This window comes from Streptomyces sp. NPDC002698 (assembly GCF_042888945.1).
In the GTDB taxonomy this organism is placed as follows: domain Bacteria; phylum Actinomycetota; class Actinomycetes; order Streptomycetales; family Streptomycetaceae; genus Streptomyces.
In genome coordinates this window covers 117,825-144,124 of record NZ_JBIAQM010000009.1, presented here as the reverse complement: position 1 = coordinate 144,124, position 26,300 = coordinate 117,825, and the positions used below count along the sequence as shown (strand labels likewise).

Annotated in this window: 22 protein-coding genes and 1 riboswitch; of the genes, 7 read left to right on the top strand and 15 right to left on the bottom strand. The window is 70.9% G+C overall.

Annotated features, from left to right (window positions below; genetic code table 11):
* Positions 1 to 9: 9 nt before the first annotated feature.
* The 3 genes from ACFYW9_RS15870 to ACFYW9_RS15860 all read right to left on the bottom strand — a co-directional run bounded on the left by ACFYW9_RS15870 (position 10) and on the right by ACFYW9_RS15860 (position 2,593).
* Positions 10 to 306, bottom strand: coding sequence for a DUF4193 domain-containing protein (locus ACFYW9_RS15870; protein WP_003997302.1), 297 nt, complete (start codon positions 304 to 306; stop codon positions 10 to 12).
* 394 nt (positions 307 to 700) lie between these two features.
* Positions 701 to 1,933, bottom strand: a complete 1,233-nt coding sequence (locus tag ACFYW9_RS15865) for a sensor histidine kinase (RefSeq protein ID WP_389149897.1) — start codon at positions 1,931 to 1,933, stop codon at positions 701 to 703.
* Positions 1,934 to 1,939: 6 nt separating this feature from the next.
* The gene (locus ACFYW9_RS15860) at positions 1,940 to 2,593 is read right to left on the bottom strand and encodes a response regulator transcription factor (RefSeq protein WP_037745430.1); all 654 of its coding nucleotides are present in this window, start codon (positions 2,591 to 2,593) and stop codon (positions 1,940 to 1,942) included.
* Between the two features lie 420 nt (positions 2,594 to 3,013).
* Here ACFYW9_RS15860 and ACFYW9_RS15855 point away from each other — a divergent pair, with 420 nt between their 5' ends.
* Positions 3,014 to 3,187, top strand: coding sequence for a hypothetical protein (locus tag ACFYW9_RS15855; RefSeq protein WP_167455614.1), 174 nt, complete (start codon positions 3,014 to 3,016; stop codon positions 3,185 to 3,187).
* Between the two features lie 123 nt (positions 3,188 to 3,310).
* Here the strand turns inward: ACFYW9_RS15855 and ACFYW9_RS15850 are convergent, their stop codons facing one another.
* Both ACFYW9_RS15850 and ACFYW9_RS15845 read right to left on the bottom strand, forming a co-directional pair.
* The gene (locus tag ACFYW9_RS15850; RefSeq protein ID WP_328447161.1) at positions 3,311 to 4,126 is read right to left on the bottom strand and encodes an inositol monophosphatase family protein; all 816 of its coding nucleotides are present in this window, start codon (positions 4,124 to 4,126) and stop codon (positions 3,311 to 3,313) included.
* Between the two features lie 8 nt (positions 4,127 to 4,134).
* A complete protein-coding gene (locus ACFYW9_RS15845) occupies positions 4,135 to 5,262 on the bottom strand; it encodes a ferrochelatase (protein WP_351868292.1) in 1,128 nt (375 codons plus the stop codon).
* Positions 5,263 to 5,578: 316 nt separating this feature from the next.
* On the opposite strand from ACFYW9_RS15845, the gene ACFYW9_RS15840 reads away from it, so the two are divergent.
* Entirely contained in the window at positions 5,579 to 6,817 is a 1,239-nt protein-coding gene (locus ACFYW9_RS15840; RefSeq protein ID WP_389149892.1) for an MFS transporter, read from the top strand.
* Entirely contained in the window at positions 6,777 to 8,096 is a 1,320-nt protein-coding gene (locus ACFYW9_RS15835; protein WP_351868286.1) for a D-arabinono-1,4-lactone oxidase, read from the top strand. The genes ACFYW9_RS15840 and ACFYW9_RS15835 overlap by 41 nt, the downstream gene beginning before the upstream one ends.
* On the opposite strand, the gene ACFYW9_RS15830 is transcribed toward ACFYW9_RS15835, so the two are convergent.
* Positions 8,020 to 8,799 (bottom strand): hypothetical protein, encoded by a 780-nt coding sequence (locus tag ACFYW9_RS15830; RefSeq protein WP_389149888.1) that lies wholly within the window; start codon positions 8,797 to 8,799, stop codon positions 8,020 to 8,022. The genes ACFYW9_RS15835 and ACFYW9_RS15830 overlap by 77 nt on opposite strands.
* 439 nt (positions 8,800 to 9,238) lie before the next feature.
* Here ACFYW9_RS15830 and sepH point away from each other — a divergent pair, with 439 nt between their 5' ends.
* Positions 9,239 to 10,324 carry a septation protein SepH gene (sepH, locus tag ACFYW9_RS15825; protein ID WP_328447172.1) on the top strand — a complete coding sequence of 362 codons (1,086 nt, stop codon included), beginning with the start codon at positions 9,239 to 9,241 and terminating at the stop codon, positions 10,322 to 10,324.
* Positions 10,325 to 10,488: 164 nt separating this feature from the next.
* On the opposite strand, the gene ACFYW9_RS15820 is transcribed toward sepH, so the two are convergent.
* Positions 10,489 to 11,316 carry a sulfurtransferase gene (locus ACFYW9_RS15820; RefSeq protein ID WP_389149884.1) on the bottom strand — a complete coding sequence of 276 codons (828 nt, stop codon included), beginning with the start codon at positions 11,314 to 11,316 and terminating at the stop codon, positions 10,489 to 10,491.
* Between the two features lie 321 nt (positions 11,317 to 11,637).
* Between ACFYW9_RS15820 and ACFYW9_RS15815 the strand changes: the two genes are divergently transcribed.
* On the top strand, positions 11,638 to 12,441 hold the full coding sequence (locus tag ACFYW9_RS15815) for a VOC family protein (protein ID WP_351868278.1): 804 nt from the start codon (positions 11,638 to 11,640) through the stop codon (positions 12,439 to 12,441).
* A gap of 70 nt (positions 12,442 to 12,511) precedes the next feature.
* Here the strand turns inward: ACFYW9_RS15815 and ACFYW9_RS15810 are convergent, their stop codons facing one another.
* The 4 genes from ACFYW9_RS15810 to ACFYW9_RS15795 form a co-directional block, all read right to left on the bottom strand.
* Positions 12,512 to 13,159 carry a thymidine kinase gene (locus ACFYW9_RS15810; protein WP_351868275.1) on the bottom strand — a complete coding sequence of 216 codons (648 nt, stop codon included), beginning with the start codon at positions 13,157 to 13,159 and terminating at the stop codon, positions 12,512 to 12,514.
* Positions 13,160 to 13,201: 42 nt separating this feature from the next.
* A complete protein-coding gene (locus tag ACFYW9_RS15805) occupies positions 13,202 to 14,389 on the bottom strand; it encodes a nucleotide pyrophosphatase/phosphodiesterase family protein (protein ID WP_351868272.1) in 1,188 nt (395 codons plus the stop codon).
* Positions 14,389 to 14,976: a DUF5998 family protein gene (locus ACFYW9_RS15800; protein ID WP_351868269.1), complete on the bottom strand. Its 588-nt coding sequence runs from the start codon at positions 14,974 to 14,976 to the stop codon at positions 14,389 to 14,391. Before ACFYW9_RS15800 ends, ACFYW9_RS15805 begins: the two co-directional genes overlap by 1 nt.
* A 214-nt stretch (positions 14,977 to 15,190) precedes the next feature.
* A complete protein-coding gene (locus ACFYW9_RS15795; protein ID WP_389149878.1) occupies positions 15,191 to 18,019 on the bottom strand; it encodes a GNAT family N-acetyltransferase in 2,829 nt (942 codons plus the stop codon).
* A 175-nt stretch (positions 18,020 to 18,194) separates the two neighbouring features.
* On the opposite strand from ACFYW9_RS15795, the gene ACFYW9_RS15790 reads away from it, so the two are divergent.
* Positions 18,195 to 18,476: an HPr family phosphocarrier protein gene (locus ACFYW9_RS15790; RefSeq protein WP_387300857.1), complete on the top strand. Its 282-nt coding sequence runs from the start codon at positions 18,195 to 18,197 to the stop codon at positions 18,474 to 18,476.
* Positions 18,477 to 18,699: 223 nt separating this feature from the next.
* Here the strand turns inward: ACFYW9_RS15790 and ACFYW9_RS15785 are convergent, their stop codons facing one another.
* The 4 genes from ACFYW9_RS15785 to ACFYW9_RS15770 all read right to left on the bottom strand — a co-directional run bounded on the left by ACFYW9_RS15785 (position 18,700) and on the right by ACFYW9_RS15770 (position 23,490).
* Positions 18,700 to 19,392: a GntR family transcriptional regulator gene (locus ACFYW9_RS15785; RefSeq protein WP_326785057.1), complete on the bottom strand. Its 693-nt coding sequence runs from the start codon at positions 19,390 to 19,392 to the stop codon at positions 18,700 to 18,702.
* Positions 19,393 to 19,588: 196 nt separating this feature from the next.
* Positions 19,589 to 20,356 (bottom strand): peptidoglycan DD-metalloendopeptidase family protein, encoded by a 768-nt coding sequence (locus ACFYW9_RS15780; protein WP_351868262.1) that lies wholly within the window; start codon positions 20,354 to 20,356, stop codon positions 19,589 to 19,591.
* 12 nt (positions 20,357 to 20,368) lie between these two features.
* Positions 20,369 to 20,528: riboswitch (cyclic di-AMP (ydaO/yuaA leader) on the bottom strand.
* Between the two features lie 215 nt (positions 20,529 to 20,743).
* On the bottom strand, positions 20,744 to 22,132 hold the full coding sequence (locus tag ACFYW9_RS15775) for a pitrilysin family protein (RefSeq protein WP_351868259.1): 1,389 nt from the start codon (positions 22,130 to 22,132) through the stop codon (positions 20,744 to 20,746).
* Positions 22,129 to 23,490, bottom strand: a complete 1,362-nt coding sequence (locus ACFYW9_RS15770; protein ID WP_389149871.1) for a M16 family metallopeptidase — start codon at positions 23,488 to 23,490, stop codon at positions 22,129 to 22,131. Before ACFYW9_RS15770 ends, ACFYW9_RS15775 begins: the two co-directional genes overlap by 4 nt.
* Before the next feature lie 347 nt (positions 23,491 to 23,837).
* On the opposite strand from ACFYW9_RS15770, the gene ACFYW9_RS15765 reads away from it, so the two are divergent.
* Positions 23,838 to 26,297 carry a DNA topoisomerase (ATP-hydrolyzing) subunit A gene (locus ACFYW9_RS15765; RefSeq protein ID WP_389149868.1) on the top strand — a complete coding sequence of 820 codons (2,460 nt, stop codon included), beginning with the start codon at positions 23,838 to 23,840 and terminating at the stop codon, positions 26,295 to 26,297.
* The last annotated feature ends 3 nt before the right edge of the window (positions 26,298 to 26,300 follow it).

Below are 26,300 nucleotides of genomic sequence, written 5' to 3'. Positions count from 1 at the left end.
GACCCTGCCTCAGTCGCAGTCGCGGCAGATCGGCTGACCGTTCTTCTCGCGGGCCAGCTGGCTGCGGTGGTGCACCAGGAAGCAGCTCATGCAGGTGAACTCGTCCTGCTGCTTGGGCAGCACCCGGACGGCCAGCTCTTCGTTCGAGAGGTCCGCACCGGGCAGCTCCAGGCCTTCCGCGGCCTCGAACTCATCTACGTCGACGGACGAGGTCGACTTGTCGTTCCGGCGAGCCTTCAGTTCTTCAAGGCTGTCCGAGTCGACGTCGTCGTCGGTCTTGCGCGGGGTGTCGTAATCCGTTGCCATTGTCGCTCTCCCCCTCTGGGTGTCTTCGGTGTCTCCAGCGCACGTAACGCGTGAGAGGCCGGACTTGTGCCCGACCCGAGGCGGAGATTTTGCCTCACATCAAGGTCTGTTACTCAATCGACACCCAACCGGACTCATCAAGAGTGATCGGCTTGGATGGCGATGCGGACCGTACACGGTCCTGAGGTCACACTTCAAAGGCGCCCCACCGTGTACTTCCCGTGATCAGGACCCCCGAAAACCCGGATTTTCCCGGCTTTCCGGCAGTTCGCATGATCACGGAGAGTAGATGGACAGAAAATCGCCCTTGTGATCGATCACACACGGGTCACTCGGGTGGGTGACCCGAAAATTCCGCGCAAAGCGAACATCGCCGCGTGTCCGCGACATGGTCTCAGACGGGAAGGGTGACGCGCATCACGAGCCCACCCCCTTCTCGGGGCCGGGCGACGATGTGGCCCCCGTGCGCGCGGGCCACCGACCGGACGATCGACAGGCCAAGGCCCACGCCCTTGTCGCTGCCCGTGCGCTCCGTGCGCAGCCGCCGGAAGGGTTCGAAAAGATTGTCGACCTCGTACGCGGGAACGACCGGTCCCGTGTTCGACACTTCCAGGACCGCCCGGCCGTGCTCGGTGTCGGTCGTGACCTCCACCCAGCCGTCCTGCGGCACGTTGTACCGAACGGCGTTCTGGACGAGGTTCAGGGCGATCCGCTCCAGGAGGACGCCGTTGCCCTGGACGACCACCGGAGCGCGCAGCCCGCGGATCTCCACGCCCTTGGCCTCCGCCTCGGCGTGCACCTGGTCGACGGCCTGCGAGGCGACCTCGGCGAGGTCCACCGGCTTGCGCTCGATGATCTGGTTGTCGCTGCGGGCGAGCAGCAGCAGGCCCTCGACGAGCTGTTCGCTGCGTTCGTTGGTGGCGAGCAGCGTCTTGCCGAGCTGCTGCATCTCCGTCGGCACCCCGGGGCCGGAGAGGTGCACCTCCAGGAGCGTGCGGTTGATCGCGAGGGGTGTGCGCAGTTCGTGGGAGGCGTTGCCGACGAACCGCTGCTGGGCGGTGAAGGCCCGCTGAAGCCGCTCCAGCATGTCGTCGAAGGTGTCCGCGAGCTCCTTCAGCTCGTCGTCGGGGCCGTCCAGCTCGATCCGCCGGGACAGGTCGGAGCCGGCCACCGCGCGCGCGGTGCGGGTGATGTGGCCGAGCGGCGACAGGACGCGGCCCGCCATCGCGTAGCCGAACGCGAAGGCGATGACCGCGAGGCCGAGCAGGGCCAGCAGGGAGCGGCTGAGCAGGTCGTCCAGGGCGTGCTGGCGCTGCCGGTTCACACAGTCGGCCATCGCGCTGTTGAGCTCGTCCGCCGAGGGTGCCGACGGGAGGTTGCAGGTGCTGCTGCCGACCTGCCCGGAAATGATCTTGAAGGGGAGTTCGCTGCCGACGTTCAGCGCCTGCGCCGCGAGCAGGTAGATGATCGACAGCAGCATGATGCCGGCGATCAGGAACATGCCGCCGTACAGCAGCGTGAGCCGTATGCGGATCGTGGGGCGCAGCCAGGGGAAGGGCGGTTCCGCTCTTCTCGGGTCCCAGGTGGGCTTCGGAGGCGCCGCGGGCGGCGCGGGGGTGGTGGCCACGGTGGATCAGATCCTGTACCCGGAGCCGGGCACGGTGACGATCACGGCGGGCTCGCCGAGCTTGCGCCGCAGCGTCATGACGGTCACGCGCACCACGTTGGTGAACGGGTCCGTGTTCTCGTCCCAGGCCTTCTCCAGGAGCTGTTCCGCGGAGACGACGGCGCCCTCGCTGCGCAGCAGTACCTCCAGGACGGCGAACTCCTTGGGGGCGAGCTGGACCTCCTTGCCGTCGCGGAAGACCTCGCGGCGGTTGGGGTCGAGCTTGATCCCGGCACGCTCCAGGACCGGCGGCAGCGGCAGGCTCGTACGACGTCCGAGGGCACGCACGCGTGCGGTCAGCTCGCTGAACGCGAACGGCTTGGGGAGGTAGTCGTCGGCGCCGATCTCCAGGCCCTCGACACGGTCGCTGACGTCGCCGGACGCGGTCAGCATCAGCACGCGCGTGGGCATGCCGAGCTCGACGATCTTCCGGCAGACGTCGTCGCCGTGCACGAGCGGGAGGTCTCGGTCGAGGACGACGACGTCGTAGTCGTTGACCCCGATGCGCTCCAGCGCGGCCGCACCGTCGTACACGACGTCGACGGCCATGGCCTCCCGGCGCAGTCCGGTGGCCACCGCATCGGCGAGCAGCTGCTCGTCCTCGACGACGAGTACGCGCACGTCGCTTGTCCTTCCTCTGTCGCCCGCGGGCGCGTTTCAGCGCACCACGCGGGCGGGTCCGTCACGGATGAGAGCTCCATCCTGCCCGTTTCGGCCATAAACCGGCTGTAAGGCGGGGGAGGCGCCAGGGAAGCGCGTCCCGGGGGCCGGGAATGCGAGATTTTCTCGTCGGGTTGAGGTTTCCGTGGAAGAGAGCGGGGGGAGGACGGCTTTACACCCCGCGATCACGCTCTGCATGTGGCAAACCACATTGTGGTACGTCCAACCGCTTCCGCAGAGCGGGCGTGGGTGTCCGGCACCGTCGCCGCCCAGAGCGGGCAGCGCTGGGCACCCCATTCGGAGACGTGATCGCCCCTTTCCATCGGCACACCCCCGTGCCACCCGACCCACGACCCACGACCCAGGACGAGGGGGCGCAGCATGGACGCATTCACCACAGGACTTCTGCAGCGCATAAGGACGACCGAGTCCGACCTGACGCGGGCTCGCGAGACAGGCGACGACTTCCTCGCGGAGGTCGAGCAGGCCGAGCTCGACGACCTGCACCGCCTTGCCGCCGAGCACGGTGTGGAGGTCGGCGCCACACGCGTCTGATCGGCACGTACGAGAGCGGGGCCCCGGTATCGATCCAGTACCGGGGCCCCGCTCTCGTTCGCGCGTCGCGCCGTCCCTCGTCGGCGGCCGACGAGCACTGACGGGCGTGCCGTCGGGGGTGCGTCAGTCGTGCCAGGCCCCGAAGTCCTCCAGGAGCCGCTGGAGGGGCTCGAAGACGCCCGGGGAGGCGGCCACCGCGAGATCGCCCGTGGGGCCCTCTCCGGGGCGTCCACCGGTCACCGCGCCCGCTTCCCTGGCGATCAGGTCCCCCGCCGCCAGATCCCAGGGGTGCAGACCGCGTTCGTAGTAGCCGTCGAGGCGGCCGGCCGCGACGTCGCACAGGTCGACCGCCGCCGAGCCGGAACGCCGGATGTCGCGCACCAGCGGGATCAGCCGCTGGGCCACGTCTGCCTGATGGACCTTGACCTCGGTCACGTAGTTGAAGCCCGTCGAGACGAGGGCCTGGTCGAGCGGCGGGGACGGGCGGCAGGCGAGCCGGCGTTCGCCGACCCACGCCCCGGAGGCCCGGGCACCCCGGCCGCGGACCGCGTGGTACGTCTCGCCGCGCATGGGTGCCGCCACGACGCCGACGACGGTCTCGCCGTCCTGCTGGGCCGCGATGGACACCGCCCAGGTCGGCAGCCCGTACAGGTAGTTGACCGTGCCGTCGAGCGGGTCGACGATCCAGCGGACGCCGCTGGTGCCCTCGGTGGCGGAGCCCTCCTCGCCGAGGAAGCCGTCGCGGGGCCGGTGTTCGGCGATCAGCGAGGTGATCAGCTTCTCGGCGGCGATGTCCATCTCGGTGACGACGTCGATCGGGCTGGACTTCGTGGCGGCGACCGTGAGGTCCGCCGGGCGGCCGTCGCGCAGCAGCTCACCCGCGCGGCGGGCGGCCTCGTGCGCGAGCTGGAGGAGTTCGGTGTGCAGCGGGTCGGTCACGTGGCTCCTCATGCGTAAGGGCTGTCGGCGCCCGCGACGGCGGGCTTGGGCGAACGGGCCGGACAGCAGCCCACCGGGCACAGGTCGTGACTCGCGCCCAGCGCGCCCAGGGCACACCGTGTCACCTGTCGGCCGCTCTCGGCCGCGGCACGCTCCAGCACCAGGTCACGGACCGCAGCGGCGAACCGGGGATCGGAGCCCACCGTGGCCGAACGGCTCACCGGCAGCCCCAGCTCCCGCGCCTTCGCCCGTGCCTCCGTGTCCAGGTCGTACAGGACCTCCATGTGGTCCGACACGAAGCCGATCGGCACCATCACCGCCGCCGGGGCTCCCGCCCCGTGCAGCTCCTCCAGGTGGTCGCAGACGTCCGGCTCCAGCCAGGGGATGTGCGGGGCCCCGGAGCGCGACTGGTACACGAGCTTCCACGGCCGGTCGGTCCCGGTCTCCTCGCGCACCGTTTCCGCGATCAGCCGGGCCACGTCCAGGTGCTGCCGGACATAGGCGCCGCCGTCGCCGTGTCCATCGGCCGGGCCGGAGGTGTCCGCCGCGGCGACCGGGATCGAATGCGTGGTGAACACCAGGTGCGCGCCCGGCCGGACCTCCTCGGGCAGCTCGGCGAGCGACCTCAGGACGCCCTCGGTCATCGGCTCGACGAACCCGGGATGGTTGAAGTAGTGCCGCAGCTTGTCGACCTTCGGCGGCTCCAGCCCCTCCGCCTCCAGGACGGCCAGGGACCCCGCCAGATCCTCGCGGTACTGCCGGCAGCCCGAGTACGAGGCGTACGCGCTGGTGGCCAGCACCAGGATCCTGCGCCGCCCGTCGGCGGCCATCTCGCGCAGCGTGTCGGTCAGGTAGGGCGCCCAGTTGCGATTGCCCCAGTAGACCGGCAGATCCAGACCGTGCTCGGCGAAGTCCTTGCGCAGCGCGTCGAGCAGGGCTCGGTTCTGGTCGTTGATGGGGCTGATTCCGTCGAACAGGAAGTAGTGCTGCCCGACCTCCTTGAGGCGTTCCTTGGGGATGCCCCTGCCCCGCGTCACGTTCTCCAGGAACGGGACCACGTCGTCCGGGCCCTCCGGACCGCCGAACGAGAGCAGGAGCAGGGCGTCGTAGGGGGTGGCATCGAGCACTTCTGGCATGGATCCGATCCTGCCACCCGTCACCGACGGGTGATAACCGGCGGGGTGACGAGCGGACGACGACGGCGGGGCGCGCGGCTGGAGCATGCCCGGACGGGCGCCGCCCGGACAGACGGCCGGAAGGGCACGAGGGGCCGCGTCGCCGGACGGGCACCCTGGACCGCGCGTCGGACGGACGGGACGGGCAGCCTCGTGGGGCAGGCACGAGAGGCTGCGTTAGGGTTACCTAACCAGTAAGCTGTATCGACCACCTTCACGCCTTACCAGGTTCGGGCCGCCCGCGTGACGGGGCCGAACGGAGCCGACGGAGACCCTCGTGACCAGCCCGTACCGCGCCCTGTTCGCCGCCCCCGGCTCCAAGAGCTTCTCCGCCGCCGGCCTGCTCGGCCGGATGCCGCTGTCCATGATGGGCATCGGCGTCGTCACGATGATCTCCCAGCTGACCGGGCGCTACGGCCTCGCGGGCGCCTTGTCGGCGACCATGGCGCTGGCGGCCGCGGCGATGGGCCCGCAGGTCTCGCGTCTGGTGGACCGGCACGGTCAGCGGCGGATCCTGCGACCGGTGACGGCCTTCGCGCTCGCGGCGGCCGGGGGGCTGCTGGTCGCCGCGCACTACGGGTGGCCGGACTGGGTCCTGTTCGTGTGCGCGGCCGGCATCGGCTGCGTCCCCAGCATCGGCGCGATGGTCCGGGCCCGCTGGGCGGCGCTCTACGGAGGTACCCCGCAACTGCACACCGCGTACTCCCTGGAGTCCGTGGTGGACGAGATCTGCTTCATCTTCGGACCGATCATCTCCATCGGCCTGTCCACGGTGTGGTTCCCGGAGGCCGGACCGCTGCTCGCCGCCTGTTTCCTGACGGCCGGGGTCTTCTGGCTGACCTCCCAGCGCGCCACCGAGCCCCGGCCTCATCCGCGCGGACAGCACGGCGGAGGCTCGGCGCTCCGCTCGGCGGGACTCCAGGTTCTGGTGGCCACGTTCGTGGCGACGGGGGCGATCTTCGGAGCCGTCGACGTGGTCACCGTGGCCTTCGCCGAGGAGCAGGGTCACAAGGGCGCCGCGAGCATCGTTCTGGCCCTCTACGCGGCGGGCTCCTGCCTCGCGGGAGCGGTCTTCGGACTGCTGCGCTTCAAGGGGGCGGCGGAAGGCAGGTGGCTGCTGGGCATATGCGCGATGGCCGTGAGTATGATCCCCCTCCTACTGGTCGGAAACTTGCCGTTCCTGGCCGTGGCGCTGTTCGTTGCGGGCCTGTCCATCGCTCCCACGATGATCACGACGATGTCCCTCATCGAGCAGCACGTACCTCGCGCGAAACTGACCGAAGGCATGACCTGGGTGAGTACAGGGCTCGCCGTCGGGGTCGCGCTCGGTTCCTCCGTGGCCGGCTGGGTGATCGATTCCGCCGGCGCGAAGGCCGGGTACGGGGTTCCGGCGGTGTCCGGGGCCGTCGCGGTCGCGGTCGGTTTCCTCGGCTACCGCCGGCTCAGCAGGCCGGTTCTGCAGCGGGGAGGGTCTCATGAGCACCGCAGTGAGCGAGAAGAGCGGCACGTGGCGTAACTGGGCGGGCAACGTCACCGCCCTTCCCGTACGGGAGGTCACCCCTGCCTCGGTGGACGAACTCTCCGCCGCCGTACGGAAGGCGGCCGAGGACGGTCTGACGGTGAAGGCCGTCGGCACCGGGCACTCCTTCACGGCCGCCGCCGCGACCGACGGCGTATTGATCCGTCCTCAACTGTTGACCGGGATCCGCAAGATCGACCGCGCGGCCATGACGGTCACCGTCGAGGCCGGCACCCCGCTCAAGAGGCTCAACATGGCCCTGGCCCGCGAGGGCCTGTCGCTCACGAACATGGGCGACATCATGGAGCAGACGGTCTCGGGGGCGACCAGCACCGGAACCCACGGCACCGGGCGTGACTCGGCCTCGATCGCCGCCCAGATCAAGGGCCTTGAACTCGTGACGGCCGACGGCTCGGTGCTCACCTGTTCCGAGAGCGAGAACCCGGAGGTCTTCGCGTCGGCCCGCATAGGCATCGGCGCCCTGGGAATCGTCACCGCGATCACCTTCTCCGTGGAGCCCGTCTTCCTGCTCACGGCCCGCGAGGAACCGATGACCTTCGACAAGGTCACCGCCGACTTCGAGGAGCTCTTCACCGAGAACGAGCACTTCGAGTTCTACTGGTTCCCGCACACCGGCAACTGCAACACCAAGCGCAACAACCGCAGCGCGGGCCCCGAGAACCCGGTCGGCCCCGTCCGCGGCTGGATCGAGGACGAGTTCCTCTCCAACGGCGCCTTCCAGGTGGCCAACCTGCTCGGCCGGGCCGTTCCCTCGGCCATCCCGTCGATCGCCGCGTTCTCCAGCCGTGTGCTGTCCGCGCGGACCTACACCGACATCCCGTACAAGGTCTTCACCTCTCCGCGCCGCGTGCGGTTCGTGGAGATGGAGTACGCCGTGCCGCGCGAGGCCCTGGTCGAGACGCTGCGCGAGCTGAAGGCGATGGTCGACAGCTCGGCCCTGCGGGTGAGCTTCCCCGTGGAGGTGCGGACGGCGCCCGCCGACGACATCACCCTCTCCACGGCGTCCGGGCGGGACAGCGCGTACATCGCCGTCCACATGTTCCGGGGCACCCCTTATCAGGCGTACTTCACCGCGGCCGAGCGGATCTTCACCGCACACGAGGGCCGGCCTCACTGGGGCAAGGTGCACACCCGCGACGCGGAGTACTTCTCCCGGGCCTATCCGCGCTTCGGCGAGTTCACCGCGCTGCGGGACCGTCTCGATCCGGACCGGCGCTTTGCGAATGACTACTTGCGGAGGGTTCTGGGGTCGTAGCGGTCGCGCTGGGTTCGGGAGCCGGGGTGCCGTCCCCGGCTTCCGGCTCCGATGCCGTGCCGTCCCCCGGGGCCGGTGCGGTGGCCGTGCCGTCACCGTCCGTGTCACCCGGGCCGGCGGTGCCACCGGAAGGCGTCGGAGCCTCCTGAGAGGCCGTCGGCGAGGACGGCGAGGACCCGTTAGACGGTGCCGTGTCCGGCTCCCGGTTCCCCGAGCCGGCGTCGTTCCCCTTGAAGGCGTCGCCGACCGTCGTACTGGTGCCGTCGCCGCTGAAACTCTGCCCCGAGACCGCTTCGTACGTGGTGATTCCGGCCATCGTGACGCCGAAGACGAGAGCGGTCGCGACCAGCGGCCTCTTCCAGCTCCTGACCCGCGCGCGGTACACGGTCCCTTCGCCGAACTCCCCGGGCGCACCGGACAGCTGCCGGGGCTTCGGTCTCGGCTGGACCGTCACGTCACGGAACTGTTCACCGGTACGCCTGAAGAAGTGCTGGAACAGCGTTCCTCCGCAGGTCGCGACGACGCTGACCAGCCCGGCGCCCAGGATCGTCCCGTAGACGCCGAAGTACGACGCCAGTTTCGCCGCGACCACCGCGGCGACCGCGCTCCCCGCCACCTGGGGGACGCTCAGGTCCAGCCGCCTCTTCCTCGGTTTCGCGTCGGCACCCGGCTGTTCGCCGCCGACTTCCGGCTTCTCGCGCATTCCCGGACCTTGCCTGCCTTTCCCGTACTTGATCGACCGACCGCACGAGAAAGGGACGTACAGGCGAAACGATAAGTTCCATTTCTGCCGATTGCGTGAACTGTGCCACAGCGCCCGGCCGCCGAAAGTGCGTCCGGATCGGCCAACTAGCACCCCCCGCTAGAAGTTGGGCGGCGTGCCGATCCACGCATGTGGCCCGAATGGAGTACTGTTGCGAGCCCTGGGTCCGGACTCCCGCCAGGGTGTCCGGGGCCTTGCAGGACCGCCGGGAGGGGGCTCGTTGCACAGGGTGATGGAGTTCGTCACTTAGCGTTGCGAATAGGTAACCGTGCCATAACGGCGACCCCGGGCCCGTGCCCGACACGCCGGGCAACTCGGCAAGGTTGTGGCAGGCTGCACCCGGGCAGGCCACACTCGACTAGCGGAAGCAGCGACGCACGTGACGTCGGCAGGCACCACCCGGGAGGTCCCCATGCCCGAACTGCGTGTCGTGGCCGTCTCTAACGACGGCACACGGCTGGTGCTGAAGGCTGCGGACAGTACGGAATACACGCTTCCGATTGACGAGCGGCTGCGCGCCGCCGTACGCGGCGACCGTCCCCGCCTCGGCCAGATCGAGATCGAGGTGGAGAGCCATCTCCGCCCCCGCGACATCCAGGCGCGTATACGCGCCGGTGCCTCCGCGGAGGAAGTCGCCCAGCTCGCCGGCATCCCCGTCGATCGCGTACGCCGTTTCGAGGGACCCGTGCTGGCCGAGCGCGCCTTCATGGCCGAGCGCGCCAGGAAGACTCCCGTCCGCCGCCCCGGCGAGAACGCCGGTCCCCAGCTCGGTGAGGCCGTCCAGGAACGGCTGCTGATCCGGGGCGCCGAGAAGGACACCGTCCAGTGGGACTCGTGGCGCCGCGACGACGGCACCTGGGAAGTCATGCTGGTCTACCGGGTCGCGGGCGAACCGCACGCGGCGAGCTGGACCTACGACCCGCCCCGGCGGCTCGTCCAGGCCGTCGACGACGAGGCGCGCTCGCTGATCGGCGAGTCCGACGACCTCGCCGCGCCCGAGCCGAGCTTCCCGTTCGTACCGCGGATCGCCCGGCTGCCCCGTGACCGTCCGCTGGACCGTGCCCTGGACCGCCAGGCGGAGCGGCCGAGTCTGCCCCCGGCGTCCCCGGAATCCTCCGAAGAGGCGGAGGACCGGGACTCGCTGACCAGCCTTCTGGAGGCGGTGCCCAGCTTCCGGGGCGACATGGTGGTGCCCGAGCGGCCCGCCCCCGCCGAGCGCCCCGCGGCCGAGGAGCCCGTCCCCGAGCCCGAGGAGGAGGAGCCCCCGGCTCCCGCCGCCTCGGCGGGTGCCGGTTCCGCGTACGCGGACGTGCTCATGCCCCGCTCGGTGGGCAGCCATCGCGACCGGCTGGTCGGCGCGACCGACCGCCAGGCCGAGGCCGACGGCGTCCGTCCGGGCCGCAGAGCGGCGGTCCCGAGCTGGGACGAGATCGTCTTCGGCACACGCCGTAAGAAGCAGGACTAGCCAGAAGAAGCGGGATTCGCCGGTTCCATGACGACGGGGACCGCACCGATGCGGTGCGGTCCCCGTCGTCATGCGCGTGTTCCCGTGGGCGTCCCCGCAGCGTTCCTACGGGTGGTCCTCCCCCGGCGTCCCCGAGCTCGCCACCGCGGGGGTCACTACGAGTGTCACTGCGGGTCGGGGCCCACCGCGACGGGGCGGTCCGTGTCCTGGGACCACTCCGACCACGAACCCACGTACAGCGCCGCGGGAATGCCGGCCACGGCGAGGGCCAGCACCTCATGGGCGCCCGAGACGCCGGAACCGCAGTAGACGCCGACCTCGGACGCCGGTGTCACCCCGAGTGACTTGAAGCGGTCGGCGAGTTCGTCCGCCGGCAGGAACCGTCCGTCCTCCGTGACGTTCTCGGTGGTCGGCGCGGACACGGCACCCGGGATGTGACCGCCGACCGGATCGATCGGCTCGACCTCGCCCCGGTACCGCTCCCCCGCGCGGGCGTCCAGCAGCAGCCCGGTGCGGGCGAGCGCGGCCGCCCCGTCCGCGTCGAGCGACGGCCGGGCGCCGGCCGTCGGTGCGAACGTTCCGGGCGCCGGCGAGGGGACCTCCGAGGAGACCGGCCCGCTCCAGGCGGCGAACCCGCCGTCAAGCACGCGTACCGACGGATGACCCGAATGGCCCAGCAGCCACCAGGCGCGCGCGGCCGCCCAGCCCTGCCCGCCGTCGTACACGACGACATCGCGGTTCCGGGACACTCCCGCGGCCCTCATCGCCGCGCCGAAGACCTCGGGGTCGGGGAGCGGATGCCGGCCCGCCGCACCGGCCGGACCAGCGAGTTCGGAATCCAGATCGACGAAGACGGCACCGGGGATGTGCGCGTTCTCGTACTCGGAGCGCAGGTTGGGACCGCCCAACCGCCAGCGGACGTCGAGGAGGACCGGCGGGGTCGGCCCCGCCAGGTCACTGGCGAGTTCGGGTGCCGTGATGATGGCGTTCATGGCCCCATCCTTGCGCACGGGGTGGCCGCTTCGTCCATGTCCGGCTACTCTGCTCCGCCGGGCAGGTCCGATCACCAGGCGTACGGGATCGGGCACATGCTGTACAACCGATGGGCACCGCACGGCAATCGCTCCGCGACGGACGAGAGGCGGCGGATCGGACGTCGTCCGTTCCCGCACCGCTCGACCGCGGCGCGGGAGGGACCTCCGGCACGACCGGTGGTGCGAGCATCGGTACGGGCGCGCACGCACGCGACTGAGTACGCGTGTTCGCAAGCGGAAGGTGACCGGCCACCGCGAGGGGCCGAGAAGAGAGTGACGATGACCGAGGCACGGGAATCGGCCGGCCCGAACGGCACCACGCACGCTCGGCACACGCCCGGGACACCCTGCTGGGTGAGCCTGATGGCGCATGACACGGCCGCGACCCAGGAGTTCTACGGAGCGCTGTTCGGCTGGGAGTTCCAGCCCGGCCCCCCGCAGCTCGGCCCCTACGCCCGGGCGCTGCTCGACGGCCGCGAGGTGGCCGGCATCGGCCAGTTGCCGCCCGACCGGCATCTGCCGATCGCCTGGACGCCCTACTTCGCGTCGACGGACGTGGACCGGACCGCCGAGAAGGTGCGGTACAGCGGGGGAACCGTGGGCGTGGGACCGCTGGACGCCGCCGAGGCCGGCCGCCTGGCGATCGCCTCCGACACGTCGGGCGCGGTCTTCGGGATCTGGCAGAGGGTGGCCCACCTGGGCACGGAGCTCACCGGCGTGCCGGGCACCCCGGCGTGGAACGAGCTCGTGACGCGCGACACGGAGAGCGTCGTCAAGTTCTACCAGGCGGTCTTCGGCTACGACCTGGAACCGGCCGTCTCGCCCGGCTTCGACTACGTGACCCTGCACATCGACGGACGGCCGGTGGCCGGCGTCCACGGCGTCGGGAACACCCTGCCGCGCGACCGGGGCCCGCACTGGCTGACGTACTTCGAGGCCGCCGAACCGGACGACACCGTCCGCCTCGTCACGGAGCTCGGCGGACGCCTCCTCCGGGCGCCCCACGACTCCCCGTACGGCCGCGTGGCGACGGTGGCGGATCCGGAGGGCGCCGTCTTCTCCCTGATCCACGCCGTCCCGTGACCCGGCGGCTCTCCTGACCCTGCGGATCTCAGGGACGGCAGCTTTCCGGAGACGGAGTTCCGGGACGGCCTCAGACCGAAGCGATCGGCAGGACGTCGGGGGACAGGGCGCTCGCGCGGGCCGTGGCGGCTGTCATACGGCGCCGGTGGTGCCGGCGGCACAGGACCTCGTAGCCGATGCTCTCGTGCTGGTTGACGTCACCGACGACCACCTGGGCGCCTTCGACGACCATCTCACCGCCCACGGTGCGGGCGTTGTGCGTGGCGCGGGCGCCGCACCAGCACAGGGCCTCGACCTGGAGCACCTCGACCCGGTCGGCGAGTTCGACGAGGCGCTGGGAGCCGGGGAAGAGCTTGGACCGGAAGTCGGTGGTGATCCCGAAGGCGAAGACGTCGACGTCCAGGTCGTCCACCACACGGGCCAGCTGGTCGATCTGCGCGGGGGCCAGGAACTGCGCCTCGTCCGCGATCACGTAGTCGGCCCGGCCGCCCTGCGAGAGGTGGTCCACCAGATGGGCATACAGGTCCTGGTCGTCTCCGACCTCGACCGCGTCGGTGACCAGGCCGAGGCGCGAGGAGAGTTTGCCCTCGCCCGCGCGGTCGTCACGCGTGAAGATCATGCCCTGCAGCCCCCGCGCCGAGCGGTTGTGCTCGATCTGGAGAGCCAGCGTGGACTTCCCGCAGTCCATCGTTCCGGAGAAGAACACCAGCTCGGGCATGGGAAGTTGAGCACCTTTCGGCAACAGGGAAGGGGGAGGACGTCAGGAGCGTACTTGGAGGAGGGGCACCAACTGCTCGACCGGGGTCATCGAGCCGTGGTTGCCGACCATCACCGACTCCTTCGGCTCCCGTTCCGACGCGGTGATCAGGACGTCGTCCCGGGCGGCGGCGATGACGTCACCCAGCCGGGCGTAGACCCGCTCGTCGACCCGCGGACCGAACCAGCCCGCATCGATCGCCTCGTCACGGGAGGCGACCCAGAACTGCTCGCCCAGCACTTCGCGCCAGCAGGTCAGCACGTCCGCCTCGGCGCCCGGGACCGCGTACACATGACGGGCACGGCCCTCTCCGCCCAGCAGGGCGACACCGGCGCGCAGCTCCCAGTCCTCGTCGAAGTCGATGCGGTGCTGTTCGTCGAACGGGATGTCGATCATGCCGTGGTCGGCGGTGACATACAGGGCCGTGCGCGGCGGCAACTGCTCCGCGAGGCGCTGGACCAGCCGGTCGACGTACATGAGCTGGCCGCGCCAGGGGTCGGAGTCGACGCCGAAGCGATGGCCCTTGCCGTCCACCTCCGCGTAGTACGTGTAGACCAACGAGCGGTCACCGGCGGACAGTTGCTCGGCGGCGAAGTCCATGCGCTCCTCGCCGGACAGGCGGCCGTGGAACGTCCCGCCGCTCAGCGCGACCTTCGTCAGCGGAGTGTTCTGGAAGGTCGGCGAGGAGACCTGGGCGGTGTGCACACCGGCCGCGTCGGCCAGCTGGAAGATCGTGGGATAGGGCTGCCAGGCGCGCGGCTCGGTCCACGGGTTCCAGCGGAGCTGGTTCATCAGCTCGCCGGTGGCGGGGTTGCGCGCGGTGTAGCCGGGCAGGCCGTGGGCGCCCGGGGGCAGGCCGGTGCCCACAGAGGCGAGGGAGGTCGCGGTGGTGGCCGGGTAGCCGGCGGTGATCGGGCGTCCCGTACCGCCGCGCGAGGACGCCAGCAGCGACGTCATGAAGGGGGCCTCGTCCGGGTGAGCCTTGAGCTGCTCCCAGCCGAGACCGTCGATCAGGAACACGCAGTTCCGGTCGGCCGCGGTCAGCTCGGATATGGCGGCGGTCGTGCCGGGCACGGACATGCCGGCGGCGAGCGTGGGGAGCAGATCGGCCAGCGAACCGGCGCCGTACTCCGGGACGGGCGCGGAGTCGACGGCGAGCGGTTCCGGGTGATCCCAGGTGTGCAGGGCCATCAGCGGGCGACGTCCGCGGTCGCTTCGGAGAGGGACTGCGCGAAGGCGAGGGCCTGGCGGACGGTCTCCGGACCGTCGCCCGCCTCGCTGACCCGCAGGCTCAGGTCGTCCGCCGTCGAGTTGCCGGTGTAGCCGTGATCGGCCTCGCAGTTGGGGTCACCGCAGGCGGCCGGCTCCAGGTCGAGGCGGGAGACGGCGCCCCAGCCGATGGTCAGGACCACTTCACGGGGCAGGGTGCCGGGCGTGTACGACTCCGGGTTCGCGACGACGCGGCTGACGACGACCGAGGAGATCCGGCCGAGCTTGACCGATTCCGTCGAGGTCGTGGCGTACGGGGTCGGGGAGGTGGTGTCCGCGTTCTGCTCGTCCGTGTGGCTCACGATGAAACGGTTGCCGGTGAGGACCAGCACGGTGACGTGCCGCCGTACCTCGTTCGCGTCGAACGTCGTCTCCTGGTGGACCAGGTACGACCGGATGGTCTCGCCGCCGATCGCGGCCTCCACCGCCTCGGCCACGAGGGCCGGGTAGTAGCCGCTGCGCTCGATCGCCGCTCGCAGCCCCTGGGTCGTCGTACTGGTCTTGGCCATGCCGTCCATCCTACGGGGGCCCACTGACTGCGAGGCACCGCTCGCTCGGGTCTGTCGTGGACGGATCAGACCGAATCGCGCAGGGTGACCGGTGCGACGCGGGCACGGCAGGCGTCCGGTCGGGGTGCCCGCCGTCACAGTGCCACCCTCTTCCGGCGCCCCGCACGACTCGGACGGCCCGGACGGCTCAGGCGGATCGGACTGCTCAGACGGCTCAGACGACAGGCAGTGTCCGGGGGCCGAGGTCGTCCCGGAGCGGGGCGCGGGCCAGCCGTACCGTGGCGCTGAGGACGCTCAGACCGGCCGGGGCGACCACCACCGGCTCCAGCGAGACCGCGACGACCTCCGGGTGGTCGTCGACCAGCCGGGAGATGCGCAGCATCAGCTCTTCGAGGGCCGCCGTGTCGACCGGCGCGGAGCCCCGCCAGCCGAACAGGAGCGGTGCCGTCCTGATCGACCGGACCAGCGAGGCCGCGTCCCGGTCGGTGACCGGGATCAGCCGGTGGGCGGTGTCCCCGAGCAGTTCGGAGGCGGCTCCGGAGAGCCCGAAGGAGAGGACCGCCCCGGCCGCCGGGTCGATCACCGCGCGGACGACCGTGTCGACACCGCGCGGCGCCATCGCCTGCACGACCGGGCGCAGCACCGTGGGTGGCCCGAACAGCTCGGTCAGCTCCGCGTACGCCCGGCGCAGCTGCTCCTCGTCCGCCACGTCCAGGCGTACGCCGCCGAGGTCCGCGCGGTGCCGGAGGTGCGGGGCGGTGGTCTTGAGGGCCACGGGGTATCCGATGGAGTGCGCGGCCGCCACCGCGTCGTCCGGAGTGGGGGCGGGCAGGGCACTGTGCACGTCGATGCCGTACAGCCCGAGCAGCACCGCCGTCTGCTCGCCTCCCAGGGTCAGACCCTCCCCGCGCGCGAGGAGGTCGTCGATCAGCCGGGCGGCGCCCTTCTCGTCGATGTCCTCGTACTCGGGCACCTTGCCGGGCTCGCCGGCGTCCGTGCGCCACTGGGCGTACTTGACGGCCTCGGCGAGGGCACGGACGGCACGTTCGGCGGCGGGGTAGGCGGGGATGAGCCGGGAGTCCGGCGCGGGCTCGGCACGGACCGCGGCGGGCGACCGGTCCGAGGGGTGGAAGCGGGCACCGGGCGCCGCGCCGGGTGCCGTCGCGGGGGCCTGCGGGGCGGTACTCGCGGCGGCGGACAGGGCTTCGGCGAGTCCGCCCAGTTCGACGTGCACCACGAGCACGGGTTTCGCCGGAGCCGCCAGGGCGGAGGAGCGGAGCGCCTCGGCGAGTGCCGCGTCGGCGGCCGGGGTCTCCCCCACCGTCGGTATGGCCGTCACGACGACGGCGTCGCAGCCGTCGTCGGCGAGCGCCTGGGACAGCGCCCGGTGGAAGTCCTCCGCCGAGGCCGCCGTGGTCAGGTCCCGGGGCGGCAGCGGCCTGAGTCCCTCGGCGAGACACGCGTCGTACGTCAGCAGCCCCAGGGACTCGGAGTTCCCGAGGATCGCCACGCGGGGGCCCCGGGGAAGCGGCTGACGGGCCAGGAGCAGGCCCGCGTCGACGAGTTCGGTGATCGTGTCCACCCGGATCACTCCGGCCTGGCGCAGCAGCGCGGACACGGTGGCGTGCGGCAGCCGTGTGGCCCGCACCGCGTGCCCCTGGGGAGCGGCCCCGCCGTGCCGTGCCCCCTGGACCACGACCAGCGGCTTCGCGGCCGCCGTCCGCCGCGCGAGCCGGGTGAACTTGCGCGGGTTGCCGATGGATTCGAGGTACATCAGGGCGACGTCGGTGTCCGGGTCGTCGTACCAGTACTGCAGTACGTCGTTGCCGGAGACGTCCGCGCGGTTCCCGGAGGAGACGAAGGTCGACACGCCGGTCACACCCGTGACGCCTCCACCGCGCCGGTGCAGCCGGGACAGCAGGGCGATGCCGATGGCTCCGGACTGCGCGAACAGGCCGATGCGTCCGGGGCGGGGCATCTGGGGGGCGAGCGAGGCGTTCAGGCGCACGTCGGGCGACGTGTTGATGACACCGAAGGCGTTGGGCCCGATGATGCGCATCCCGTACGTGCGCGCGTGCCGCACGAGCTCGCGCTGGCGCTCGCGTCCCTCGGGGCCGCTCTCGGCGTAGCCGGCGGAGACCACCACCAGTCCCTGCACGCCGTGTTCGCCGCATTCCGTCACGACCCCGGGGACGTGTTCGGCGGGCACGGCGACGACGGCGAGGTCGACGGGTTCGGCGATGTCCCTGATGGAGCGGTGGGCCGGGACTCCGTCGAGTTCCTTCTCCTGGAGGGCCGCGTTCACGGCGTACAGGCGTCCGGTGAACCCGGCTTCCCGGAGGTTGTCGAGGACGCTGCGGCCGACCCCGCCGGGTGTGCGCCCGGCGCCGATGACGGCGACGGAGCCGGGGGCGAGCAGCCGCTGCACGGAGCGGGCCTCGGCGCGCTGTTCCCGCGCACGCTGCACGGCCAGGGACCGGTCGGTGGGTTCGAGGTCGAACTCCAGGCGTACGACACCGTCCTCGAAGCTGCGCTTCTGGGTGTATCCGGCGTCCGTGAACACCTTGATCATCTTGTTGTTGGCGGGCAGCACCTCGGCGGCGAAGCGGCGGATGCCGCGCTCGCGGGCCACCGCGGCGATGTGCTCGAGCATCGCGGAGGCGACACCGCGGCCCTGGTGGGCGTCCTGCACGAGGAAGGCGACCTCGGCCTCGTCGGCGGGCGCGGAGGCGGGCATGCCGTCGGCGTTGATCCGGTCGTAGCGCACGGTGGCGATGAACTCACCGCCCACCGTGGCCGCGAGACCCACGCGGTCCACGAAGTCGTGGTGGGTGAAGCGGTGGACGTCCTTGGCGGACAGCCGCGGATAGGGCGCGAAGAAGCGGTAGTACTTCGACTCGTCCGACACCTGCTCGTAGAAGCTGACCAGACGTTCGGCGTCGTCGACGGTGATGGGCCTGATGCGTGCGGTGCCGCCGTCGCGCAGCACCACGTCGGCCTCCCAGTGGGCTGGGTACTCGTGCCGGTCCGCCGAGGTCTGCATGGGCCCCAGAGTACGGCTCGCGTACGACAACGGCGCGAGGCAGTCTGAGGGTGACGGGCGTCGGAACGGGTCCTCGGCCGACACCGCGGCGGGCGAGGTCCGGGACAGTCCGGGCACGCCTCGCGATATGAAAGAATGGTCTAGACAACCCTGAACACCCGAAGGGCAGCATCACATGGCTGAGCGCCGCGTCAACGTCGGCTGGACCGAGGGCCTCCACGCCCGCCCCGCCTCCATCTTCGTCCGGGCCGCCACGGCTTCCGGCATCCCCGTGACGATCGCCAAGGCCGACGGGGACCCCGTCAACGCGGCCTCCATGCTCGCGGTCCTCGGCCTGGGCGCCCAGGGCGGCGAGGAGATCGTCCTCACATCGGACTCCGAGGGCGCGGATGCCGCTCTCGACCGTCTGGCGAAGCTGGTCGCCGAGGGGCTCGACGAGCTCCCCGAGACCGTCTGAGCCGCCCACGAGGCACCCGGACACACGGCCGAGCCGCGCCCCCCTTCACCGGATGGCGCGGCTCGGCCGTTTTTCCGTACCCTCGCCCGGAATTCCCCGCATGGCACGTACGACCTCGCGCCATGGCCGCGGGAATGGCGTGCGCCGAAATTCCGGACACACGCGTAAAAGGGCATCAGAATGAGCCCCTGCCGAATATCCCTCTTTGTATACGGCGCCCGTGTTAATGACGCGGGCCCGTCATGTTTACGGGATGTTGCGAACTTCTCACACGGTCCGGCCGGTCGCCGCCGGGAAATCGGAGCCGGTGCGCGGCCGTGGCGCGCTCGGTGTGCAGGGCCGTGATCGCGCGGGCCCGCTCACTGTCCCCGCGGGCGACCGCGTCCACGATGCCGCCGTGCTCGGCCCAGGACTCCGCGGGGTCGGCCGGCGCCTCCACCGAGTACATCCAGGCGATCTTGTGGCGCAGCTGGGCGAGCGTCGAGGTGAGCGCGGGGCTGCCGGACGCCTGCGCGAGCGTCTCGTGGAACCAGCCGCCCAACGAGCGCAGATCCTCGCTGTGGCCTCGCCTGGAGCGCTCCTGCCCCAGCCTGACCAGACCTCGCAGCACCTTCAGGTGGGCCTCCGTGCGCCGCTGCGCGGCCCTCGCGGCACCCAGCGGTTCCAGCAGCATGCGCATCTCCAGGAGGTCCGCGGCCTCCAGTTCGGAGGGCTCCGCGACACACGCGCCCGCGTGCCGGCGGGTGACCACGAACCCCTCGGCCTCCAGCGTGCGCAGGGCCTCGCGCACGGGGACGCGCGAGACGCCGTATCGGCGCGCGAGCAGTTCCTCGGTGAGGCGGCCGCCGCGCTCGTAGACACCCGCGACGATGTCGTCACGGATCGCCGTGCACACCGAGTGCGCCGGAATACGCATGACCGACCTCCGCTTTAATCCCCGTGAAACGCCGTCGATTGACGCTTGTTCAGTGACTCTATTGCAGGAAGCCTGAATTTCCGATGGCAGGTCTGAATCCATGGATATTTTTTGGACAGACGGCGTCCGGAAACGACGATGCCCCGGCTCGGTGAGCCAGGGCATCGAAAGCGGCGAAGAAGCCGCGAAGCGGTCGTCAGAGGTTGACGCCGTGCGAGCGCAGGTACGCGACCGGGTTCATGTCCGATCCGTACTCGGCGGTCGTACGGGCCTCGAAGTGAAGGTGCGGACCGGTGGTGTTGCCGGTGTCCCCCGAGAGGGCTATCTGCTGCCCCGGAGTGACCGTCTGACCCACGGACACACCGATGGACGAGAGGTGGCCGTACATGGTGTACGTGCCGTCGTGCATCTTGATCACGACTTGATTGCCGTACGCGCCGCCGTCTCCGGCCGTGACGACCGTGCCGGCACCGACGGAGTGGACCGGCGTGCCGGTCGCGGCGTGGAAGTCGACTCCGGTGTGGCTGCCGGACGACCAGAGGCTGCTGCTGGCCTGGTAGCCGGTGGAGACGTACGAACCGGTGATCGGCATGACGAACGTGTTCAGGCGCTTGCGCTCGGCCTCGCGGGCGGCGCGCTCCTTGGTCTCGCGCAGCTTCTGGGCCTGCTCCGCGGCCTGCTTGCGCGCGGTCTGCTCGGCCTGCTTGCGCGCGGCGGCCTCGTCGGCTGCGCGCAGCTGCGCGAAGGCCTGGGCGTCGATCTGGTCGGCGACCGTGTCGTTGAGGGTGACGGTCTGGGTCAGTCCGGTCTGCTCGACGGAGGCTTCCGCGGCGAACGCGGGGGCGGCCAGGGTTCCGATGACACCGGTGGTGGTGAGCGCCGCGACCCCGACGGCGGTCGTGGTGGTCGTGCTGTGCACGCGGCTCGTACGACGGTGTTTGCCGGTGCCACAGGTGAACGCCATGTAGGGGCTGATCCTTTCCTTCCCTCTCGCCTACCGGGTTAGCTGACGGGTTCGGAGCAGGAAGGTCTCCTACGGGCCCCCTCCGGAGAGGGCGTCCGATTCACCCCAGGGACTACGTGTGGGTCCCCGGCTCCCCTGACTCGCGTCATGGGGGACTCGGCGATGACTGCCCGGTGCCGCGGGCGCGGCGCACTGCGTGACGAACAGCCGCACTGACGCTAAGCGGGGCAACTTTCGAACAACAAACGGATCACGATTTTTGTAACGCATCCCACAGGGCAGAAGGGTGACCGTCATACGAATACGGACATCTTGGGAACGGCTTCCGGAAAAAAGAAGGGCCCTGACGGCTCTTCAGCCGTCAGGGCCCTCCCTCGTCGCACGGTTCTACTCGGCGGCCACCACGGTGACTTCACCGATTCCGAGGGCCCTGACCGGCTCCGCGATCTGCGCCGCGTCGCCCACCAGGACGGTCACCAGACGGTCCGTCGGGAAGGCGCTCACGGCCGCCGCGGTGGCCTCCACGGTGCCGGTGGCGGCCAGCTGCCGGTAGAGCGTCGCCTGGTAGTCGTCCGGCAGGTGCTGCTCGACCTGGTCCGCGAGCGTGCTCGCGACCGCCGCGGCCGTCTCGAACTTGAGGGGCGCGACGCCCACCAGGTTCTGCACGGCGACGTCGCGCTCCGCGTCGGTCAGGCCCTCGGCCGCGAGGGTGCGCAGCACCGTCCACAGGTCGTCGAGCGCGGGACCGGTGTTGGGGGTGTCGACCGAGCCGCTGATGGCGAGCATCGCGGCACCCGTGCCGTCCGGCGCGGAGCGCAGGACCTGTCCGAACGCCCGCACGCCGTAGGTGTAGCCCTTCTCCTCGCGCAGGACGCGGTCCAGGCGCGAGGTGAGGGTGCCGCCGAGGCAGTAGGTGCCGAGGACCTGCGCGGGCCACACGCGGTCGTGCCGGTCGGCGCCGACCCGGCCGATGAGCAGCTGCGTCTGGACGGCGCCGGGACGGTCGACGATGATCACGCGGCCGGTGTCGTCGGCGCTCACCGGCGGCACGGGGCGCGGCTGGGCGGCCGAGCCGGTCCAGGAGCCGAGCGTGTCGGTGAGGAGTTCGTCGAGATCGACACCGGTCAGGTCACCGACGACGACCGCGGTGGCCGTGGCGGGGCGCACGTGCTTCTCGTAGAAGGCACGAACGGCCGACGCGTCGATGTTCTGGACCGTCTCCTCGGTGCCCTGGCGGGGGCGCGACATGCGCGCGCCCGCCGGGAACAGCTCCTTGGAGAGCTCCTTGGCGGCACGACGGGCGGGATTGGCCGTCTCGTGCGGGATCTCGTCCAGCCGGTTGGTCACCAGCCGCTCGACCTCGCTGTCCGCGAACGCGGGGGCCCTCAGGGCGTCCGCGAGCAGGCCGAGGGCCTTGGCCAGGCGCGAGACCGGCACTTCGAGGGACAGGCGCACACCGGGGTGGTCGGCGTGCGCGTCGAGCGTGGCACCGCAGCGCTCCAGTTCGGCGGCGAAGTCCTCGGCCGAGTGCTTGTCGGTGCCCTCGGAGAAGGCGCGCGCCATGATCGTGGCGATGCCGTCCAGGCCCGCCGGCTCGGCGTCCAGCGGCGCGTCGAGGTTCACCTCGACGGCCACGACCTGCTGGCCGGGGCGATGGCAGCGCAGCACGGTCAGACCGTTGTCCAGGGTGCCCCGCTCGGGGGCGGGGAACGCCCACGGCTTCGGCTGGCCGGCCTGGGGCTGCGGGTGGAAGTCCATGGTGGCGAGCTCGGTCACTTCGCCGCCTCCTCGTCGGTCTCGTCGGCGGAGTCAGCCGCGTCGGCTGCTTCGGCGGTGGTCGGCTCGTAGACGAGCACCGCGCGGTTGTCGGGGCGCAGGCGGGCCTTGGCGGCCTCCCGGACCTCCTCCGCCGTGACGTCGAGGACGCGCTGCACGGCGGTCAGGGCGAGCTGCGGGTCGCCGAACAGGACGGCGTAACGGCACAGTTCGTCGGCGCGGCCCGCCACGGTGCCGAGCCGGTCGAGCCATTCGCGCTCCAACTGGGCCTGGGCGCGCTCCATCTCACCGGCCGTGGGGCCCTCCTCGGCGAACCGGGCGAGCTCCTCGTCGACGGCGGCCTCGATGACCGGGACCTCGACGTCGCCGGACGTCTTCACGTCCAGCCACCCCAGGGAGGGCGCTCCGGCGAGCCGCAGCAGGCCGAACCCGGCCGCGACGGCGGTGCGGTCACGGCGTACGAGCCGGTTGTAGAGCCGGGAGGACTCGCCGCCGCCGAGGACGGTGAGCGCCAGGTCGGCCGCGTCGCACGCGCGCGTGCCGTCCTCCGGGAGCCGGTAGGCGGCCATCAGGGCGCGCGCCGGCACGTCTTCCTCGACGACCTCGCGCACCTGCTCGCCGATGATGTCGGGAAGCGAGCCGTCCCGCGGGGCGGGCTTGCCGTCGTGCCCGGGGATGGAGCCGAAGTACTTCTCGACCCAGGCGAGCGTCTGCTCCGGGTCGATGTCGCCGACGACCGACAGGACCGCGTTGTTGGGCGCGTAGTTGGTGCGGAAGAACGCGCGGGCGTCCTCCAGGGTGGCCGCGTCCAGGTCCGCCATCGACCCGATCGGGGTGTGGTGGTACGGGTGGCCCTCGGGGTACGAGAGCGCGGTGAGCTTCTCGAAGGCGGTGCCGTACGGCACGTTGTCGTAACGCTGCCGGCGCTCGTTCTTCACGACGTCGCGCTGGTTCTCCATGGACTCGTCGTCCAGTGCCTCGAGCAGCGACCCCATGCGGTCGGCCTCCAGCCAGAGGGCGAGCTCCAGCTGGTGGGTGGGCATGGTCTCGAAGTAGTTGGTGCGCTCGAAGCTCGTCGTGCCGTTGAGGGAGCCGCCGGCGCCCTGGACGAGTTCGAAGTGACCGTTGCCGTGGACCTGCTTGGAGCCCTGGAACATCAGGTGCTCGAAGAGGTGGGCGAGACCGGTCCGGCCCTTGACCTCGTGGCGCGAGCCGACGTCGTACCAGAGGCACACCGCGGCGACCGGGGTCAGATGGTCCTCGGAGAGCACCACGCGCAGGCCGTTGGCCAGGCGGTGCTCGGTCGCTGTCAGGCCGCCGGAGCCTGCCTCAGCTGTGGCCGTGTGACCCATGGGCATGTACGTCCCTTCGATCGCGGAACTACGTCATTCCTGTCGGTCCTGCCACTGTATGCAAGCGCGCGGACGGCTGGCGAAGTTCCCGCACCTCGTACGCCGAGAGCGAGACTTCCGCGTGTTGTCGGCACACCTGGGCAAGCCCACCGGGAACCGTCTCGAACGCGCTCGGGGCCGCCGGACACCGGGCCGGACGGCCGTCCGGGAGCGGTCCCCGGGAGGCCCGCGCAGCGCGCCGCAGGGGCGCTACAGACGGGTCGCGGTCGGCGTTGTCAGTGGGGCGGTCCACAATGGTGCGCGTCAGAACCCGTTCATGCCCCGGCAGAGACTGTGAAGGAGCCGCAGCAGCGATGGCCCGCCGCAGCACGAAGACCCCGCCGCCCGACGACTCGTACGAGGAGAAGATCCTCGACATCGACGTCGTGGACGAGATGCAGGGCTCCTTCCTCGAATACGCGTACTCGGTCATCTACTCGCGAGCCCTGCCGGACGCCCGCGACGGCCTGAAGCCGGTTCACCGTCGCATCGTCTACCAGATGAACGAGATGGGCCTGCGCCCCGACCGCGGCTATGTGAAGTGCGCCCGTGTCGTCGGCGAGGTCATGGGTAAACTGCACCCGCACGGCGACGCGTCGATCTACGACGCCCTGGTGCGTCTGGCGCAGCCCTTCTCCATGCGTCTGCCTCTGGTCGACGGCCACGGGAACTTCGGTTCGCTCGGCAACGACGACCCGCCGGCCGCGATGCGTTACACCGAGGCCCGGATGGCCGACGCCACGTCGTTGATGACCGAGTCGATCGACGAGGACACCGTCGACTTCTCGCCCAACTACGACGGCCAGGAGCGGGAGCCGGTGGCCCTTCCGGCCGCCTTCCCGAACCTGTTGGTCAACGGCGCGTCGGGTATCGCCGTCGGCATGGCCACGAACATGCCGCCGCACAACCTCGGCGAGGTCATCGCCGCCGCCCGGCACCTCATCCGCTACCCGGGTGCCGACCTCGAGACGCTGATGAAGCACGTCCCGGGCCCCGACCTGCCCACCGGCGGCCGGATCGTCGGTCTCTCCGGGATCAGGGACGCGTACGAGTCGGGCCGCGGCACCTTCAAGATCCGCGCCACGGTGTCGGTCGAGGACGTCACGGCACGCCGCAAGGGCCTCGTCGTCACGGAACTGCCCTTCACGGTCGGTCCGGAGAAGGTGATCTCCAAGATCAAGGACCTGGTCGGCTCGAAGAAGCTGCAGGGCATCGCCGACGTCAAGGACCTCACCGACCGCGCGCACGGCCTGCGCCTGGTCATCGAGATCAAGAACGGCTTCGTGCCGGAGGCGGTCCTCGAACAGCTCTACAAGCTGACGCCGATGGAGGAGTCCTTCGGCATCAACAACGTGGCACTGGTGGACGGTCAGCCGCTCACCCTGGGCCTCAAGGAACTGCTGGAGGTCTATCTCGACCACCGCTTCGACGTCGTACGCCGCCGCAGCGAGTTCCGCCGCACCAAGAAGCGGGACCGGCTGCACCTGGTCGAGGGCCTCCTCGTCGCTCTCCTGGACATCGACGAGGTCATCCGCCTCATCCGCTCCAGCGACAACTCGGCGCAGGCCAAGGAACGCCTGATCGAGCACTTCTCGCTCTCCGAGATCCAGACGCAGTACATCCTGGACACGCCGCTGCGCCGGCTCACCCGCTTCGACCGCATCGAGCTGGAGTCGGAGCGCGACCGCCTCAACGGCGAGATCGACGAGCTGACCGGCATCCTGGACTCGGACTCGGAGCTGCGCAAGCTGGTCTCCGGCGAACTGGCCGCGGTGGCCAAGAAGTTCGGCACCGACCGGCGCACGGTTCTCCTGGAGTCCGCGGGCACTCCCGCCGCGACCGTCTCGCTCCAGGTCGCCGACGCCCCGTGCCGCGTCCTGCTGTCCTCCACGGGGCTGCTGGCGCGTACGGCGACCGGTGACCCCTTCGGGGAGGACCCGGACGGCAAGCGCACCAAGCACGACGTGATCGTCTCCGCGGTGCCCGCGACGGCACGCGGCGAGATCGGCGTGGTCACGTCCCTGGGACGCCTTCTGCGCCTGAACGTGATCGACCTGCCGCAGCTGCCCGAGACGGCGTCGGCGCCCAATCTCTCCGGGGGCGCTCCGATCACGGAGTTCCTGCCCTCCCTCGATCCGGACGAGACGGTGATCTGTCTGACGACGCTCGACGAGACGTCGCCGGGTCTCGCGATCGGCACGGAGCAGGGTGTCGTCAAGCGTGTGGTGCCCGACTACCCCTCGAACAAGGAGGAGTTGGAGGTCATCACCCTCAAGGACGGCGACCGGATCGTCGGCGCCGTCGAGCTGCGCACCGGCGAGGAGGACCTGGTCTTCATCACGGACGACGCCCAGCTGCTGCGCTACCAGGCCTCGCAGGTACGCCCGCAGGGCCGTGCCGCGGGCGGCATGGCGGGCATCAAGCTGACGGACGGCGCGAAGGTGATCTCGTTCACCGCGGTCGACCCGGCGGTCGACGCGGTGGTCTTCACGGTGGCGGGTTCGCGCGGAACGCTGGACGACTCCGTCCAGACCACGGCGAAGCTGACTCCCTTCGACCAGTACCCGCGCAAGGGCCGTGCCACCGGTGGTGTGCGCTGCCAGCGGTTCCTGAAGGGCGAGGACTGCCTGTCGCTGGCCTGGGCCGGTCCGGTGCCGGGACGCGCGGCGCAGAAGACCGGTATGCCCGTCGACCTGCCGGACATCGACCCGCGCCGTGACGGCTCGGGCATCTCGCTCGGCAAGCCGGTGTCGGTGGTGGCGGGCCCGGTGTAGTAC